Genomic DNA, 17,571 nt, shown 5'->3' with positions numbered 1-17,571 from the left:
ATGCTTGAATGTGAAAATTTATCCTGCGCTCGTAATAACAAAGTATTATTTAAACATCTTAGCTTTAAAGCTGAGCCAAAATCAAAGATTCTAATCACTGGTCCAAATGGTAGTGGTAAAACCAGCTTAATTAGAAGTTTATCTGGACTTTTGCCGCCGGTATCAGGCAATATAAGGCACTGCGGAAAAGACATATATGATGATCCAAAATCCTATATACCTTCTATGGTCTACGTAGGGCATAAAAATGCCTGCAAGGATAGCTTAACTGTGACTCAAAACATAGAATTCTGGGCAGGAATACGAAATACTAGGGAATTGATTGTGGCAGCTGTTTGTTGCTTGCAGTTACAGCCTGTACTTAATATTAGATATGGCGAACTTTCTGCAGGCTGGAGAAGAAGAGTTGCGCTTGCCCGCCTCGTGATTTCTAATGCAAACGTTTGGCTGATAGATGAACCATTTTGTAATCTTGATAGTGCGACGTGTGAATTAGTGCTGAACCTAATCTCAATACGCTCTGAGCAAAATGGTATAGTAATTATTACAGGGCATAGCTCTACAGAGCAATTGTGTGATTTTACAACGATCGATATACGCGATTTCAATAGACTTCTTGCATAGTTTTTGGCCTTACTATTACCCATAAATCTAAAAATGGAGAAAAAGCTGCTATTTTACTAATTCAACTTTCTATTATAAATAGATCTATGGTCTAAAAATGGAATATATGATGAAAAGAAATATAAATACCTCAACTGGCGAATGGGCAGAAAGTGAATTTGGAATTGTTAATTTTGGTGATATAAGATTAAGTAAGAGGCTTTTAAAAATAGTTAATAGTTTTGCTGAATCGCCTGAGCGTTCAATAAATCAAGCTTGTGAAGATTGGCATCAAAGTAAAGCAGCTTATAGATTTTTCCAAAACGATGCCATTTCTGAAAGAAAGATATTAGACAGTCATATAATTAAAACTGTTGAAAGAGCTAAAAACTATCTTAGCTATCCAAGACACGAGTTATATTTCATATAAAAATCATAAAAAGACCGAAGGATTAGGGATTATAGCAGCAAGATTAACATCTAAAACAACTAACTTTAAAACCCATGATGCATACAACGTTTGCAGTTACAACAGAAGGGCTACCTATAGGATTATTAGATCAAAAAATTAGTACTAGACCTCCTTTGGCTGAAGACCTAAAAGAGTTGAAAAGAAGAAGCCATAATACTGCTATTCCGATAGAAGAGAAAGAAAGCATACGGTGGATAGCATCACTTAAAGATTCTACTCACCATCCTGGATTAAAGAACGTTAAGGTAGTTACCGTTTGCGATAGAGAAGCAGATATTTATGATTTATTTGAAGTCGCTTCCACTAATCAATCTCTTTTTGTAGTAAGAGGAAATCAAAACAGAACAGTAAATAAGAAGTCGACTTATTCTGAAAAAGGTGGTGAAAGGTTGTGGGATTTAATGAATCGCATGTCTTGTCAAGGAGAAATTCAAGTCTGCTCGCAATGATAAACCTCAAAGAACAACAGTTTTAGAAGTAAAGTTTAGTAACTTTGTGATGAATGCATCAAAAAATAATGCTAGACGTAAAACCCAAAAACTTCCTAATTTAAGTTTAAATGCTGTCTATGCTATAGAAAAACACCCCCCATTTGGCGAAGAACCTATGAACTGGATTTTGTTGACAAATATAAATATTAATAATTTTGAAGAAGCAGTAGAAAAAATACAATGGTATTGCTTAAGATGGAGAATAGAGGTTTTTCATAAAATTTTAAAATCCGGTCTTAAAGTTGAAGAATGTAGGCTCCAAACAGCAGATAGATTAATCCGCTTTCTTACAATTATGAGTATAATTGCATGGAGAATATTTTTTATCACACTAGTAGCTAGAACAAATCCAAATCTTTCTTGCACTGTCATACTGACTGATGACGAATGGAAGGTTTTGTATACCAAAATGCTTAAGACAAAAGACTATCCTGAAATCCCACCACCTATAAGAGAAATCGTGAGGTGGATAGCCAAATTAGGAGGGTTTTTAGCTCGCAAAAATGACTTAGCTATAGCTTTGTGGAAGGGATGGAAACGTCTCTTTGATTTAGCAGAAGGATGGAGACTCGCTCATGAATTTTATACTTGTGGGTAATAGTAAGTCGCAAAACTGTACGTAAACCTCTCGATTTATACAGCTTCTATTACTCAACCTTGATGATTCTATCAAAGTCTTTGTTTTAACCGATTGCTCCTCCCATTTCTGGTTGATAGTCAGCTAAAACCGAATAACTCAGCCCCTTCGCTCCATTCCCATTACAGAAACTTCTTTACTACTATGAGCTAATCCGCCCCTGTATAAAACATAGTATAAAAAGAGCTATTTCAGCAAAATTTTAAACAAATAAAGTTCATTAGCTTCACAATTGGCACTTTATGAGAAAAGTACACTTGATATATAAATTTAAAATACAAGTTAACGAATTATTATGATTTTTACCAAGATAATAATATAGTAAGGTTTGGTAGTGAGGTATCAAAATGGGAAAATACACTAACGCATGGTTTTATAAGAAGACTGACCCAAATCATCACGATTGTGCAAATGATGGTACTTGCGGGCAATCTATAACGGATTTTAGGATTGGTAATTCTGACATTTCTTTTTTTGATAGTAACAAAAACTTAATTGCCAAAGTACCTAAACTACCAAAGTATTCTAGGGATAAATATGGGCATCAATTGTATAAGGAAGCTGAGTCAAAGCAGTTCAATTATTTTTCCACAAATATACATGATGTTTTATCTAACAGCTTTACCGTTAAATACGGGTATATAAATTGTACTATAAAATACGACAACTTATCTCAACAAGAACGAAGTCAAATAGAAACAGACATTAAAACTGCCTATGAGGCATTTAAAGAAAAGTTTTGCTTGAAAAATAGTAATGCAAGTTACGATATAACGGTTTACATTTTTAATAATAGAAGCGATTATACAAAGTATAACAATCTTCTCAGCATAGATGAAGATGGTGGTCCAGGATATATTACACGAGGAGTAACAGATTATCAGAATATTCTGACATATAAGCAAAGTGCCATGGATTTTGTTCTAGGTCATGAGCTAGGTCACATATTTCAATTACGTTTTTCACCATCAGCAACAGTCCGAACTTTGAATATTCTGGATACTGAACTCATAGCAAATGTTGTTGGACGAGAGGTAGAAGAAAAAAATTATAAAGCTATTTGCAAGCAGATGGGTGTAGATGAATATAAAGACCGTGGATGGATGTTTCAATTTAAATATAAGGACACAACTGGTAGTATATACCGCAAAGATCTTTCAGAAGAAGAAAAATTTCAAATTATACAACGTATCAAGAACTCTGGATTAGATGAATATGAAGACCGTGGATCGATGTTTCAATTTAAATATAAAGGTACACTTTATAAATATCACAAGAACCTTTCAGAAGAAGAAAAATTTAAAGCTATACAAAATGTCAAGAATATTCATGAACTATAGTATTTCCCAAAGTAAATGATAAAGGTATAATAAGGTATTTGGGTTATAATGGCGTATAGTGTGGATTTAAGAGAAAAGGCAATATCGATGATAGGAAAAGGGAAGAAGAAGGTTGAGGTGGCAGAGCTTCTGGAGATAGGAATAGCAACTTTGTACCGCTGGTTAAAAAAGAAAGCTGCTGGTGAAAGCCTCAAGCCATCTAAAAACGGCAGCTTTATTCGAAAAATAGACCCAAAAATACTCGAAGAATATGTTACAAAGAATCCAGATCATACTCTGGCAGAGATGAAACAAAATCTTGGATTTGGAATAAATTCAATTTGGTATAGACTAAAACAGCTAAAAATTACTTTAAAAAAAAGTCACACTATATCAAGAGCGCAATCAAGAAGATAGGCAGCAGTTTATTGATAAAATCTCAAAAATAGACCATTCCAGCATCTTATATATAGATGAAGCAGGAGTTGATAATAAATTATACCGAGAATATGGACGTGCTCCAAGAGGAAAGAAAATTTATGCAGATATTCCAGGGAGAACTCGAGAGAGAATCAGTATAGTAGCCGGGTGGATTGGAATGAGATTTATTGCACCAATGACTTTCAAAGGTGGGTGTGACAAAGAGGTATTCAATATATGGTTGGAGAAGATGTTATTACCTAAATTGCCACTTGGCACAACCATAGTTATGGATAATGCTACATTTCATAAGACCACTAAAACAAAATCATTAATAGAGTCTTTTGGCTGTCATGTGCTGTATCTTCCAACATATTCACCAGATTTGAATCCCATAGAACACTGTTGGCATACCATCAAAAGCCGCCTCAGACCTCTAATGTATAAATGTACAGACTTACAACTTTTGGTTGGTAATACCATAATGGAAATTTATCATTCATTTTAGAAAATACTATACTACATGTGATGTTTGCTTCAAGTTTAGATGCAGTAAACTACCAACTAGATCAAGTTATAGCTGATAAATATATACGTATACAATCGCAATTAAAAATAGCATCACCTGACATGGATAATATTACATCAAAAAATATCAAATCTCTTCAGCAGGAGGCAAATGCAATGATAGAAGGTAATCAAAAAGTAATCGATAAATTCTGTGATGTTATATCTTGATACTTAGAAATGCCAAATTCTGTAGAGCTAAGCAAGAGTTTAGAACAGATAGCATGTTAACTACTTTTACTTATATATTAAACACAATTCAATTTTCACACTCATCCAACTCATCAGCAGTTAGGCCACTTGCTCGCACAATAATATCACTAGCAACACCTGCCTTTGCTAGATTTTTCGCAACTTTGATTTTTTCTATTTTTTTAACCTTTTCTTTACTATCCTTCATATCCCTAGATAAAAATTTCTTCACTAATTCTTGCTCTTCAGTTTTTCTTAGTAAATTGAGTAGTTTATTCTCTTCATTATCTTCATTTGTTTTAGGCAGCAGAACTTTAATATTCACTGATAATGCATCTGATATTTCATATAATTTGTCGAATGAAACAGTAGTATATCCTTTTTCATACTCGTGTATTTCCTTGAGTGTTAAACCAACTTTATCCGCCAAATCTTTTTGAGTATATCTTCTTATCAACCTCCATTCTCTTATTCTTTGCCCTATTCTGTAGTATATAGAATCAGTGCAGACTTCTTTTCTTATATCGTTATATTCGTAAATAGATAAGCCGGTTGCTTGGGAAATTATGTCAACTGAAACTCCTTCTTTAACTAGATTTTTTGCTACTTCTAATCTTGCCTCCTCTTGATTGATTTTCTCGCTAATATGAACAAACCTGACTAATGAAGGTACTATTTTGCCTAACTTTTGATTCTCGTATATTTTTGTTAGATAGAGTATTTCCTCGTCTTCATCTTCATACTCTCTTACTGTTATTGGTTTAGGTAATAGATCTACAGCATTAACTGACAATACTCTTGCTATTACATATAGTACTTCAATTGGAATAGGAATATACCCATTTTCATAGCTGTTTACTTCTTGGTATGTTAAACCTATTTGACTTGCTAATTCTATTTGAGTATGCCCTCGCATTAACCTGCTATTTTCTATTTTTTGTCCTATTTTGTAGCTTATAGAACTAATATCTCTTACAGAAACAAACATATATACCTTACTTAGAAACAAATTTTCATGCAATTTGATCAGCAGATAAGCCGACTATTTGCAAAATAATATCAATAGAAATTCCTCCTTTTACTAGATCTCTTGCAACTTTGATCCTTTCCGCTTTTCTCACTTTTTCTTCACAACCTTCAAACAAAGATTTTATTAGTGCATTACGTAGTTCTTGGCTCTCAATTTCTTTGTATTCTTTAATCAAATCAAGCAGCTCATTTTCCACTTTACTACCTTCATCTTTCTCTATTAGTAGATCTGTAATATTAATCGATAACGCTTCTGCCATTTCATATAATTTATCAAGTGGAACAGCAGTCCTTCCTTGTTCATAGTTGCTTACTTCGTGACGTGTTGTACTCATTTTTTCTGCTAAATCTTTTTGAGTATACTCTCTCATTAGCCTCCATTCTTTTATCTTCTTTCCTATTTGGCAGTAAATAGAACCTCCTTTTTCTTCAACGCATTCATCAGCAGAGAGACCAATTGTTTTTGCAACAATATCAACAGAAACTCCTGCTTTCACCAAACCCTTTGCAATTTTTATTTTTTCCGATTTTCTACTACTTTTTTCACTAACTTTGACAAATTTGGTTAGTAAACAAAACATCTTACGTAACTCCTGATCATTGATCTTTTTATATTCTCTTACTAGATTTAATATTTCTTCTCCCTCATCTTCAAGACAGCTTTTTGATACAGGAATAAGATCCGTAATACTGATTGATAGTGCTTCAGCTATAGTATATAACTTTTCAATTGGAACTCTACGATTCCCTTTCTCATATTGCAGTATTACCCAGTATTTTACACCAATTTTCTCAGCTAAATCTTTCTGAGTATACCCCCTCTCTAACCTCCAACTTTTCACTTTTTCCCCTACTTCATAGTCTAGAATTTTTTCCACGCAAAGAACCATACATATAATATTTTCTATTATAGCTCAAAGGCTCCAGATATAATAGCCAGACTCTGGAACCTTTAAATTAAAGTGCCCTACAAGTTTCTTTACTATTTTCACGTACTTTGTCTGCCCATGAAAACAATTTTTCACTTACTTCCTTCTGCTTTTCACTCCATAAGCCACATCTAGTGAAACTACCTCTTTCTACCGCTTCTTTAACTTTCACTCCGTTATCTAAGTGAAGAAGGTCGCCCTTCCTCACTTGACTTCAAAACCGGACTTGATAGTTTCCCATCATCCGGCTCCTCTTTAATTTGGTGCTTGTCATTCATACTCCTGTGTAAATCATCATGACAATGTCCATGTAACAAGGTTAAATTTTTGTTCATATTATTACGTCTGTTTCGGTCTATATGATGTATCTCTAAGATGTCATCATTTTTAAACCAAAGCCGACAATGGCTACATTTACCTTGCTGTAACTTCAATAATTTTATTACTCTTAGTGGTTTTTCTGGTATTTTCTTTAGACGATTACCCCAATAAACCCAATCACCATCATATGGGGACTTGGTTCCTTTTACTTTGACATGCCTTTTAATAGCATGATCTCCGTGTTTAATAAGAAGTATTTTGTTATTCTTCATAAATCGCCAATTATCGTTTTTATACTTTTTAAAGTATTTACCTTTAATCCAGTATTTTCCTTTGGCTGGGTGTCTATAGACTGCCCATTTCCAGAGCTTTCTAAACATTATATTATCAATAAACTTAAAGGTTTTTTTTGAAACCACTGAAGAGTAATATTGACACCACCCTCTGGTGATTGGGTTGAGCTCTTTTATTATTGCTTCTTGTGGTGCTCCACGTAGTTCTCTAAGTTTATGTTTGATAGTAAATGCATGCTGTTTTATAGATTCTCGACTTGGTTTGATTAATAATTTATAACCTTTCTTATTATTTTTCGTAGGGTAATGCCTTATTGAGAAACCAAGAAAATTAAATCCCGGCTTTTCCCCTTTTAGAGTGTGAGAAATTCTTGTCTTTGAAGGTTTTAATTCTAATCCGATGGTTTTTAACCACTCTTCAACTAGAATCTTTGCCTTAAGAATAATTTCCTCACTCTCATGTATGATAACAAAGTCATCACCATAGAGAGCTACACTTATAGATCCTTGTGCATCTCTATGTGATCCCTTACCATATTTCTTTTTCCAAAATTGAAAAAGTTCACTTGTTAATGCTTGCTTAATATTTTGTTCTAATCCATATAATGCTATACATGCAAGTAATGGTGATGTTGTTCCACCTTGAATTGTACCACATTTAGTGGGTTTAAACTTTTTTTCTTCCATAACGCCTGCTTCCAACCATCCTTTTATAATTTTTCTTAGAGTTGGTGTGGTATTAAGTTTTTCTAACATTGCGTTATGATCGATATTATCAAAGCATCCGGAAATATCAGCATCCAGTATAAATGTTGTTTTCCTTCCAAGCACAATAAATATGGCTTCTATTGCATCATGACATGATCTACCAGGTCTAAAACCATATGCGTTTGGTTCAAACTTCGCCTCCCATTCTGGTTCTAGTGCCATTTTTACAAATGTTTGTTTTGCTCGATCTGCTATTGTGGGTATCCCTAACGGACGTTTCTCAGTCTTTCTAGGTTTGGGAATCCAAATGCGTCTTGATGGCTTTGCTTTTTCTCTTATATCTAAGGAATTTGCCAATTGCAATCTTTCTCTTTGATTAAGATTAGCTTTTCCATCAATACCTGCAGTCTTTTTCCCTCTGTTATCCTGAGTTACCCTTCTAACAGCGAGCGTTCTTGTACTTGTTGATTTGAGTAATAACCTCTGAAGATTATGCATCTTTTTGATATCATTACATTTAGAAGCTTGGTAAATTCGTTTTTGTAGCTTAAATGAAGATTTCTCCAGCTTACGCCAGGGAATTTCATTCCATTCATACCTAACTTTTTGTTGGTCCATAACATATTCACTATTATTCACAACTTTACCTTCCAAATTAAAGTATCTACGTCTGCGTATCCTAAGCATTACCTTAGGCATTAGCTTCTTAGACAATCCCTCCACATAAATGCTTGTGGCTGGCTACCTACTTATACTCAAGCGAATATAAGAGCATTCATGTAGGTTACTCCGTTTCACGGTTTTTGTTTCACGTTAGACTTAGATTCCTACTGTTTGCCGGAAGCTGAGAACATCTATAATTAAGATTTGGAAGTCTTAATTCCTCATTTGCTTCATACCTTTTGGTCTATGCGTCTTCAACCTCATTTCGCATATTCTGCCTAACGACAGTTCTGACGTAGGTTTCTCTCGTAATCATATCTAACTCTGTTTGCGGGGATTTGCTATAAGGTTTAGCATTACCCGCTTTTGTCTCATGCTTGCACCCCAGAGGTTGCCACTCTCTGAAATGTGAGACATACATTATCCCTGATGTCTAGGGAGGATGGAATTTAACCATCACAAAAACCGCAACATCGGATCGCACTCCAAATCTGCATTCTTTTCCTCTAGTACAGTTAAATTAGCTTCACTTTGCTTCAATTTCTTCTGTAGTTCTTTATTTATCCCATTTACTGATTGAACTTCATTTTCTTTATCTTTCAACTGATCATTTAAGCTCTTTATTACATCATTTTCCTGTAGTTCTTTCTCTATCTTTTGTGTTAACTGCTCAATATTTTGATTCTTCCAAGCTAATTCTTGCGCCATCCTTTTCAATTCAGCTTTAAGTCTTTCAGCTTCTTCTTCCCAAATTTGCTTTCCCTCGCTTAATGCGCTTATTTGTGTATCACCTTCTTTTTCTATCTTTTGATTAAGTTCTCCTAATTTTTCGAGTTTCTCTATAAGTGACTCAATAGAAGCATCTTGTTCCTTTATTCTTTGATCTCTTTCAAATATCGCTCGCTGTTGTTCATTAACTTTATCTCTCAAGGAGTTGCGTTCTAAGCTTAGATTGTCACGCAGCTCTGCAAGTTTGTTAATTTCATTTATAGCCTCATCTACACCTTTTAATCCTTCTTGTTCATACTTTTTCTCATAATCTTTGTGTATTTCTTGTTCATCGTAGTCATCGTCAATGTATTCATCAGTAATTTCAGACTCTTCATCACCAATCTCGCTTTCAACAGAAAAAGAACTTCTACGTGAAGAAGGTGTGCTAGGAGAGGAATACCCACTGCTGCTTGGTGTAGGTGACTGTGGTGATATATGTGGATCTTTTGTAAATATTTCCTCTGCTGGTACTTGCTGATCGTCTACACTCCTAGGCTCTGTGGACAAAAAATATGAAAAGAGAGAAAAAGATGGTAGTTTAGCTTAATAGGTAAAAAATGGAGAAACTACCATATGCAATATTACATCAAAGAGGAAAATTGGAAACAAATTTTAGAGTTCATAAAAAGCGTAAAAGGAATGCATAGCAAAGATGAAAAACGTTTAAGAATATTCATAGAGGCAGTGTGGTACATAGTCCGAAGTGGTTGCCAATGGAGACTTTTACCAAAAACTTATGGTAATTACAGGAGTATACATAAGCGATTTAAAAGATGGTGTGAAAGAGATGTCTGGGAAAAATTGCTTGAATATACTAAACAAGAGCCTGATTTAGAAGTTGCTATAATCGACGGTACGATCATCCGAGCCCATCCATGTTCATCTGGATATACAAAAAACTCCAAGGATCAAGAAGCTTTAGGGAGGAGCAAAGGTGGCTTTACAACTAAAATACATGCGCTTGTCGATGCACTTGGAAATCCACTTAAATTTACTCTGACCCCTGGTCAAAGAAATGAGATTACACAAGCAGCAACATTAACTGAAAGTGTCTATAATACCACTGTAGTGGCTGATAAAGGCTATGACAGCAATGCTTTTGTTACGAGTCTTGAAAGCAAGGGATGTACAGCAGTTATTCCTCCGAAGCGTAATCGAAAAGTGCAGAGGGGTTACGATAAACACATTTATAAAGAGCGTCATTTAATTGAGTGTTTTTTCGGTAAAATTAAGAACTTTAGGCGTATTTTTTCCAGATTCGATAAAACGGCTGAGGTTTTTATGGGTTTTCTAAATTTTGTCGGGGCTCTTGTATGGCTTCTCTAAAATTTTGTCCACAGAGCCTAGATAAACGATCAGGAGAGTGAATCTATCAATTTTACCTTCTGTTACTTTATCGCGTAATTTTTCTAGATCAGGACGAACCAAATTAGATCCACTGTAGCCGTTATCAATAAATTTATACTCACTCAATAATTTGTACCCATCCATACCAATTTGCTTCTCTAAAGCTGCAACTTGACTTGCTATTGTATTTTCTTGTGCTTGTTTCCCTGAAGAAACCCTTGCATATAAACTCACTGTTACCATTTGATCCTCCTTGAATCCCATTTTTACCCTTTAAGTTTTTTTGACTTTCTCCCTTTGATGCTGACTTTTCATAAGCATCTGATAAATACTTTTCTGCCAACCGGTTAGGCTCATGGCTACAACTAATCCGTATAGCTAATCTCTTATTTCCCATTATCTTTCCTTGAAATAATATGTTCATATCATTCATTGAAGCTGATGGTTAATTGATTATTAGCGCTATAAATAAATGGAACTCTTGTTTTTGGACACAGAAGTTTTCGAGAAATAGTTTTCTCTAGTTTTATGTTTTTTGCGACATTGTTGGCGGAGTAATAAGAGCCTTGTTCGGTAGAAGCTGTAGCTTTACTCCTCTCGTTTGAGTTTTATTACTACAACTCCCCCTAAAGAACCGTGCTTGCAGATTTCCCGCACACGGCTCATCAATATTAGTTTTCACAGTCGTCCCTCTTATGCATATAAAGAAAAATGTATTTTTGGCTTTGGTAATGGATTTACTTCTACGTAGTGTACAAACTGTTCCCAGGTCATACTCTTTTTCTGACTACGCCGATTTATCCATTTAAATGCTAGCTTTCTTACTGATGTGTAAAATTGTTTCAAACACCAATAATTTCCGCTAATACCAAAGTAGTTATAGTGTCCTGTTAATTTAGCCTTCAGTACTTGCCACCAATCTTTAAGTCGAATACTTCCGCGGACTATTTTCAACCACTCCTTGATTTCTTTTAGTTTTCTGGCTAGATTTAACTTTGAGGTTTTATGTCCCATTATTAATCTACCACGACGACTTTTTGCACCATAGTGCGTAAACCCCAGAAAATTGAAACTTTCCGTCCTTCGTTTCTCTCTTATCGCTTGTTGCCACTCCCTCTTGCCAAACTTTACTACTCTGGTCTTGTTTTCAGATACTTCCAACCCAAATTTATTTAGCCTTTGTTTCAGTAATTCCAGAAATTCTTCCGCGTCTACCTTACTTTCGCAACAAACCACAAAATCGTCGCAAAACCTTATTAGTTGTATATATCCTCTGGATCTTGGTTTAAATTTCTTTTCTATCCATAAATCCAACACATAATGTAAGTATATATTTGCTAATACAGGACTTACTATACCACCTTGGGGTGTACCTTGTTTTGTTGCTTCATAATTTCCAGCTTCGACTATCCCTGCCTTGAGAAACCGCTTTACTAACCACAGCAAATTTGGGTCAGTTATTCGTTCCCTTAGACATCTCATTAGCCATTTATGCTGTATATTATCGTAGAACTTCTTGATATCCACTTCTACAATGTAGTTTATTGGCTTGTACATAACTGCTTTATCTAGTGCATTTACCGCTTGATGACAGTTTCTTCCAGGTCGAAATCCATATGAGCTGTCCAGAAAGTTTGCCTCGTAAATATTTTCTAATATCTTCTTCAGCATAATCTGTACTAATTTATCCTCGGTCGATGGTATTCCGAGTCCGCGTTTCTCTTTACTTCCAGCTTTCGGTATATATACCCTCTTTACTGGTTGTGGTTGATATTGCTTCCTCTTCATACTTTCTACTAGCACTTCGAGTTTCTCATTCAGATTTTCTCCGTATGATTCCACTGTTATCTGGTCTACTCCACAAGCCTTGTTACGCTTCAGTTCTTTATAACATCTCGCAAGATTCTCTGTATTTATCAGATGGACTAACGATGTGAATTTTAGTCGCTTATCTTGCTTTGCTCTTACTGCTATCTGGTTTAGTTTATTTTGCATGTTATTCCAACCTCCGTTGTATTGGCCTAGCAATCCCTATTCCAGTTACTATATTGCTGATCGCTTCCCCTTGTACGTGGCTTTCCCACATTCTGAGTACTATCAATCAGTCCGACTTCCCCTGCATCTTCCGCTAGTTCTTGCCTTTGTTGACTTGTTCCAGCGTACCTTTGTAGGAATGCATAGGATCTCCCAAGTTCACTTGAAGTCCATTTCAATACATGGCACGGTCTCAGATCCCGATAGAGTGAGTGATAACTTGCCTTTACGTTATCCTTCATGCTGTCTTCCATGGCCATGAAAATGTCGACCTCTATGTCTTCAGGTATTTCGGAACTCAATCCCTTCACTTTCGTTGTACCCTGCATTGTCCATCCCACTAGCTCTATTACACTCGTTACCTCATGCAACATAGTGGTCTGTTCCAAACTGTTGGCTAGACTTTGTTTGTGTTGGATTTTCACCAACTGTTCTCCAAGCACTTCTTGGCGCACCATCTGCATACACCCTCTATTGTAGCGGTTTCTTCTCTCAAGGATGGGCTGCTTCCTATAAGTCAATGGGCACTGCACTTTTATAATAAAATATCTTACCATGATTATAATTCCCTGGCACTTGATGATGCAGAAGGAAAGAGACTAATAGCTGACCTGAAAGAGAATTTTGTGATGTTAATGCGTAATCATGGATCCATAACGTGTGGTCGGACTATACAAGAAGCAATGTTTTACACGTATCATTTAGAACGAGCGTGCAAAACTCAATGTTTAACGTTAGCAATGAATAAGGAGTTATCAATTCCAAGTGAAGAAATTTGCTCAAAAGCTGTAAAGGATCTCCTATCAACTATGTTTTTTTTAAAATTTTTTATTTGTGTAATTCTGTAACTTTGTTCAATCATGTAGGCAATAAAAACCCGTGTGTCATAGAAATAAAATTTTATATCAAACACTGCCACAACAATTTCTGCTTAGCTAATGAATATGTGCTTTAAGTCTGTGTGGACGCACATATTCATTAGCCAATTTCAGTTACCGTTGTGAGGATTTTTAAGTATGCAAATTAATTGCTTCTTTAAGTTTTGCATTAGCAATTACTATAATTTTTCGCATTAGAGCTGTTATAGCTACCATTTTCTTCTTACCACTTTCAACAAGCTTGGAATAAAAGGCACCAAGTACAGATTTGGACCTTGCAGCAGACATGGCAGCTATAAAAAGCTTTTTACGGACATTACTTCTACCACCTATAATCCTTCGATAACCAACAGCTTTACCACTTTCCCTAGGATGAGGTGCAACTCCGGCAAGACTTGCTACTTCTCTTCTGTTTAAGTAACCAAGCTCTGGTATTAAACACAGAAAATCTTGTGATAACTTTTTACCTATTCCAGGAACTGTTTTAAGGATTTTTTGATGTTCTTGTAACTCATGGCTTTCATCAATGATTTTTTGTATAGTATTACTGAGTTCATCTATTTGGCTATTAAAGAATTCAATAGTTTTTTGACAACTTTCCCTTATATGGTCGTTTTCAGGTGCTTCCAGTCTACATTTTTCCTGAGTTCTCATTTGCGTGATGCCATCACGACGTTGACAAAGTGCAACCAAGGTTGATTGTTTTTCAGAAGTAGGTACAAATAGAGAGAGAGTTCTATGGCGTTCAAATCCATATTGAGCAAGAGCCCTTGCATCTGATTTATCGGATTTTGCTAAAGTTCCGTGAGATAAAATAAAACTTTTTACTTTGCGGGTATTAGCTCGATGTACGGTGATATTCTTGTCAATAAGAAAATGCGACAAACCAAGCTCATATTTTCCTGTGTTTTCTAAAGTCACTAAAGAATTAGGTAAGATATCTGAGAATTTTTGAAACAATTGTTGCCAACCAGAAGTATTATTGTCAAATTCGACAGCATTTTTCTGTTTGTGAACCGCAACAACATTCTTGAATTTTCCGATGTCAATGCCAATAAAATTTTGATAAGATGTAACCATGATAACCTCGATAGTTTTATTAATTTAAGATTGTAAACGGGTGCATATATATGTCCCATACAACTATTCAAACGTATCGAGAGATGGGCTAGTGTACCTTGATAGGAACGGTTGTAATACCAATCTTTGTTCGGTCGCACACGCCCGTGATAGCCCTATTCCTATAGTGAGTAGGGTTATCTTCCCTCTTGTTTCTTTTATAACATGTTTTTAACTTACAATCTTTGTCGAGTATTGGCATTTTTTGATGTCTTGTAACGCTTTGTAAGCGCGTTCAGCTTATTTAGATAAAAATCTAGATGTAGATGAAGTTTTGTAAAGACATACAGTATCTATATACTGCAAAAAATTAAACATAAGACGCCGATACATTAAGTAATCCTTACCTTTTAATCTGCAGATTGGCGAAAGCAAATACAATAGCTTCACTGTCATGATAAAGGGGCTGGCAAAGCTTGTCAAGGAATTTTCTTATTTCATTTAAATTGCTTGTAACCTTTTTATACACTCGTCTTTACCAAGAATCACCATGATATCAATGATTCCAGGTGCGTCCATTACCCCGGTTGTGGGAGCACGTAATGAGTGGTATACATCGCTTATTTTCATATCGTGCAATTTTGCAAATTCCTTGATCTGAGAAGATAAAAAACCCTTGTTCCAGTCTTCATCACCGATCTTTGACAGAAATGACGCGAGTAACTTGATTATATCGAGGTTAGATTTGACAATTTGCTTGGCTTCTTCACTTAAATCAAGAGGCGGGTCTTTTATATAAAACTGCGCTAAATCCAGCAGTTCAGTCAGGTAATTTGCTCTTTTTTTCAGCTCCGTCAGCCCTTGCAGTAAATAGCCCTTTTTCCTGTCAGTTAGAGTACTTTCTCCAAGTATTAGAGCCAGAATATCTTTATTGCTCATATTACTAATATAGTGGTTATTCAAATGCTCCAGCTTTTTGAAATCGAGCCGTGCAGGTGAACGACCAATGCTTTCTAAATTAAACCACTCTATTGCTTGCTCATCGCTAATAATCTCATCATTACCATGGCTCCAACCAAGCCTCAGTAGGTAATTACGCATCGCTTTTGGCAATATTCCCATTTTCTCGTAGTCGCAAACACTTGTTGCACCGTGCCTTTTGGATAGCTTATTTCCATCTTCCCCATGAATAAGCGGCACATGTGCAAAACGTGGAACATCAAAATCAAGAGCCTGGTATATTAGCAATTGCTTAAAAGTATTAGTGAGATGGTCAGAACCGCGTATTATATCAGTTATTCCAGCATCATGATCGTCAACTACCACGGCAAAAATATATGTTGGAGTGTTATCAGAGCGTAAGATCACTATATCATCAAGCTGCTCGCTATTTACTTTGATTTGGCCGTATATTTTATCATCAATGACGATCTCTTGCGAGTCTGGCACTTTAAAGCGGACAACAGGCTTTACGTTTGATGTCACACTAGTACATTTATGCTTGTATATTTTTCCTTCTTCTCTTGCTTTTGTCTTCTTTTCTGTAACTTCATCCTCAGAGCAATAACAGTGATACGCCCTACCCTTCTCAACTAAAAGGTTTGCTACTTCTTTATGCCGCTCTATTCTTTTTGACTGATATACTATTTCCCCATCATAGCTCATACCGAGCCATTTTAGCCCTTCTATAATTGCATCAATTGCTTCTTGTGTTGAACGTTTTCTGTCGGTGTCCTCAATCCTTAGCAAAAACCTGCCACCATGGTGCCTCGCGTAGAGCCAGTTAAATAAAGCAGTACGAGCCCCTCCAATGTGCAAAAACCCTGTTGGTGATGGAGCGAATCTCGTGACTACGTCTGGCATGTTATTGTTACAGTAAAGTATAGGCTATGATACCCAAAATCCACGTTTGTAACAATGTAGAATTTATTTATCCTGAGAGATTAAATTTTATTTATTTTTAATAAATTGTGTTGTATAATTTAGTATTGGTTGAATATAGCGAGGTGAGTTATGGATGGACTTGTAGATATAGCAAAATTGCTTTCAGATAATGAAGCCAATGTCAGTTGGCGTTACACCGGCCCATTTGATAAAACAAAACAAAGAGTACAGGTAGATAATCTCCTGCATTTAGCTGCAAGAATACAAAACAAAGGTAAATTTGTAGACATTTGTAAGAAGAACATTGCTTCTGTAACTGCGCATAATGAATATGGAGATAATCCATTTCATGAAGCAGCAAGAAGTGGAATTTTGCTGCCTGCAGTAAAAGAGATTGTGAATTACTTAGAGACGGAAGCTTATAACAAAATTACAAAAGCAAAAGAAGCTGGAGATTGGAAAGAAGTAAGCAGATTGAAAGAGGAACTCAAATGTAAAAAAAAATATATTAAAGATGCGCTCTGCAGTAAAGACCGTGCTTTTAATAAGAAAAGGGAAACTCCTTTTTATTACTTAGATGCTGCACAACAGAAAGAAATTAAGCAAATCGCAGACATAAAAGACAGCTTTATATGTAATCAGAAGTTTCACCTGTGTTTATATATAGTAGGGGCTATAGCGTGTATTGCTGCCTTGTGCTTATCTTTATATTTTCTGTATCTATCTTCTCAGACTTTTGCACTAAGCTCGATGGTTGCAATAGCTTCTGGCGGAGTCACATACCTGTCAGTTAAGGCATGTAACGAGATACATGCCTTGCATAACGAAAGCACTTTAGCGGAAGTTAATGTTATGCAGAGTTCAGGTGGTTTAGCTCCAGCATGAAGATTAAAATTACTTGCAGGCAATGATATAGAAATTTACTTTCTTAACTTAAGAAAGTATACTCATAAG

Annotated in this window: 17 protein-coding genes and 3 pseudogenes; 9 read left to right on the top strand and 11 right to left on the bottom strand. The window is 35.5% G+C overall.

Annotated features, from left to right (window positions below; all coding sequences use genetic code 11):
• The 6 genes and pseudogenes from ccmA to ACQH1X_RS02470 all read left to right on the top strand — a co-directional run.
• Positions 1-624: a heme ABC exporter ATP-binding protein CcmA gene (ccmA, locus tag ACQH1X_RS02495; RefSeq protein ID WP_425386458.1), complete on the top strand. Its 624-nt coding sequence runs from the start codon at positions 1-3 to the stop codon at positions 622-624.
• Positions 625-730: 106 nt separating this feature from the next.
• Positions 731-2,164, top strand: a pseudogene (locus tag ACQH1X_RS02490) (IS4 family transposase).
• Positions 2,165-2,550: 386 nt separating this feature from the next.
• Complete coding sequence (locus ACQH1X_RS02485; RefSeq protein ID WP_425386457.1) at positions 2,551-3,543, top strand: hypothetical protein; 993 nt, start codon at positions 2,551-2,553, stop codon at positions 3,541-3,543.
• 48 nt (positions 3,544-3,591) lie between these two features.
• Positions 3,592-3,939 carry an IS630 transposase-related protein gene (locus tag ACQH1X_RS02480; RefSeq protein ID WP_425385784.1) on the top strand — a complete coding sequence of 116 codons (348 nt, stop codon included), beginning with the start codon at positions 3,592-3,594 and terminating at the stop codon, positions 3,937-3,939.
• Between the two features lie 10 nt (positions 3,940-3,949).
• Entirely contained in the window at positions 3,950-4,450 is a 501-nt protein-coding gene (locus ACQH1X_RS02475; RefSeq protein WP_306794344.1) for an IS630 family transposase, read from the top strand.
• Positions 4,451-4,458: 8 nt separating this feature from the next.
• Positions 4,459-4,680 (top strand): annotated as a pseudogene (locus ACQH1X_RS02470) (patatin-like phospholipase family protein); the annotation flags it as partial.
• 88 nt (positions 4,681-4,768) lie between these two features.
• Here the strand turns inward: ACQH1X_RS02470 and wmk (ACQH1X_RS02465) are convergent.
• From wmk (ACQH1X_RS02465) to ACQH1X_RS02450, 4 genes are all read right to left on the bottom strand, one after another.
• Positions 4,769-5,689, bottom strand: coding sequence for a WO male-killing family protein Wmk (gene wmk / locus ACQH1X_RS02465; protein ID WP_425386456.1), 921 nt, complete (start codon positions 5,687-5,689; stop codon positions 4,769-4,771).
• 25 nt (positions 5,690-5,714) lie between these two features.
• A complete protein-coding gene (gene wmk / locus ACQH1X_RS02460) occupies positions 5,715-6,620 on the bottom strand; it encodes a WO male-killing family protein Wmk (protein ID WP_425386455.1) in 906 nt (301 codons plus the stop codon).
• A 215-nt stretch (positions 6,621-6,835) separates the two neighbouring features.
• Positions 6,836-8,599, bottom strand: coding sequence for a group II intron reverse transcriptase/maturase (gene ltrA / locus ACQH1X_RS02455; RefSeq protein ID WP_425386648.1), 1,764 nt, complete (start codon positions 8,597-8,599; stop codon positions 6,836-6,838).
• 501 nt (positions 8,600-9,100) lie between these two features.
• Positions 9,101-9,922 carry a hypothetical protein gene (locus tag ACQH1X_RS02450; RefSeq protein WP_425386454.1) on the bottom strand — a complete coding sequence of 274 codons (822 nt, stop codon included), beginning with the start codon at positions 9,920-9,922 and terminating at the stop codon, positions 9,101-9,103.
• Positions 9,923-9,988: 66 nt separating this feature from the next.
• Here ACQH1X_RS02450 and ACQH1X_RS02445 point away from each other — a divergent pair, with 66 nt between their 5' ends.
• Positions 9,989-10,741 (top strand): IS5 family transposase, encoded by a 753-nt coding sequence (locus tag ACQH1X_RS02445; protein ID WP_425385758.1) that lies wholly within the window; start codon positions 9,989-9,991, stop codon positions 10,739-10,741.
• Here ACQH1X_RS02445 and ACQH1X_RS02440 read toward each other — a convergent pair.
• From ACQH1X_RS02440 to ACQH1X_RS02425, 4 genes are all read right to left on the bottom strand, one after another.
• Positions 10,706-11,026, bottom strand: coding sequence for a recombinase family protein (locus ACQH1X_RS02440; protein WP_425386453.1), 321 nt, complete (start codon positions 11,024-11,026; stop codon positions 10,706-10,708). The two genes, ACQH1X_RS02445 and ACQH1X_RS02440, sit on opposite strands and share 36 nt — an antisense overlap.
• A 262-nt stretch (positions 11,027-11,288) precedes the next feature.
• Positions 11,289-11,444 carry a hypothetical protein gene (locus ACQH1X_RS02435; protein WP_425386452.1) on the bottom strand — a complete coding sequence of 52 codons (156 nt, stop codon included), beginning with the start codon at positions 11,442-11,444 and terminating at the stop codon, positions 11,289-11,291.
• Between the two features lie 11 nt (positions 11,445-11,455).
• Positions 11,456-12,757, bottom strand: coding sequence for a group II intron reverse transcriptase/maturase (gene ltrA, locus ACQH1X_RS02430; RefSeq protein ID WP_425385808.1), 1,302 nt, complete (start codon positions 12,755-12,757; stop codon positions 11,456-11,458).
• A gap of 26 nt (positions 12,758-12,783) precedes the next feature.
• Complete coding sequence (locus ACQH1X_RS02425; RefSeq protein ID WP_246433168.1) at positions 12,784-13,170, bottom strand: hypothetical protein; 387 nt, start codon at positions 13,168-13,170, stop codon at positions 12,784-12,786.
• 81 nt (positions 13,171-13,251) lie between these two features.
• Here ACQH1X_RS02425 and ACQH1X_RS02420 point away from each other — a divergent pair.
• Positions 13,252-13,644 (top strand): annotated as a pseudogene (locus tag ACQH1X_RS02420) (class II aldolase/adducin family protein); the annotation flags it as partial.
• A 162-nt stretch (positions 13,645-13,806) separates the two neighbouring features.
• Here ACQH1X_RS02420 and ACQH1X_RS02415 read toward each other — a convergent pair.
• The 3 genes from ACQH1X_RS02415 to gltX form a co-directional block, all read right to left on the bottom strand.
• A complete protein-coding gene (locus ACQH1X_RS02415; protein ID WP_425385766.1) occupies positions 13,807-14,754 on the bottom strand; it encodes an IS110 family transposase in 948 nt (315 codons plus the stop codon).
• 88 nt (positions 14,755-14,842) lie between these two features.
• The gene (locus ACQH1X_RS02410) at positions 14,843-14,995 is read right to left on the bottom strand and encodes a hypothetical protein (RefSeq protein ID WP_425386451.1); all 153 of its coding nucleotides are present in this window, start codon (positions 14,993-14,995) and stop codon (positions 14,843-14,845) included.
• A 239-nt stretch (positions 14,996-15,234) separates the two neighbouring features.
• Entirely contained in the window at positions 15,235-16,596 is a 1,362-nt protein-coding gene (gene gltX / locus ACQH1X_RS02405) for a glutamate--tRNA ligase (RefSeq protein WP_425386450.1), read from the bottom strand.
• A 150-nt stretch (positions 16,597-16,746) separates the two neighbouring features.
• Here gltX and ACQH1X_RS02400 point away from each other — a divergent pair, with 150 nt between their 5' ends.
• Complete coding sequence (locus ACQH1X_RS02400) at positions 16,747-17,502, top strand: ankyrin repeat domain-containing protein (protein ID WP_425386449.1); 756 nt, start codon at positions 16,747-16,749, stop codon at positions 17,500-17,502.
• Positions 17,503-17,571 lie beyond the last annotated feature (69 nt).

Origin of the sequence: Wolbachia endosymbiont (group A) of Barypeithes pellucidus, assembly GCF_964030885.1 — a bacterium.
Classification (GTDB): domain Bacteria; phylum Pseudomonadota; class Alphaproteobacteria; order Rickettsiales; family Anaplasmataceae; genus Wolbachia.
This window is presented reverse-complemented; position numbering and strand designations above follow the sequence as displayed.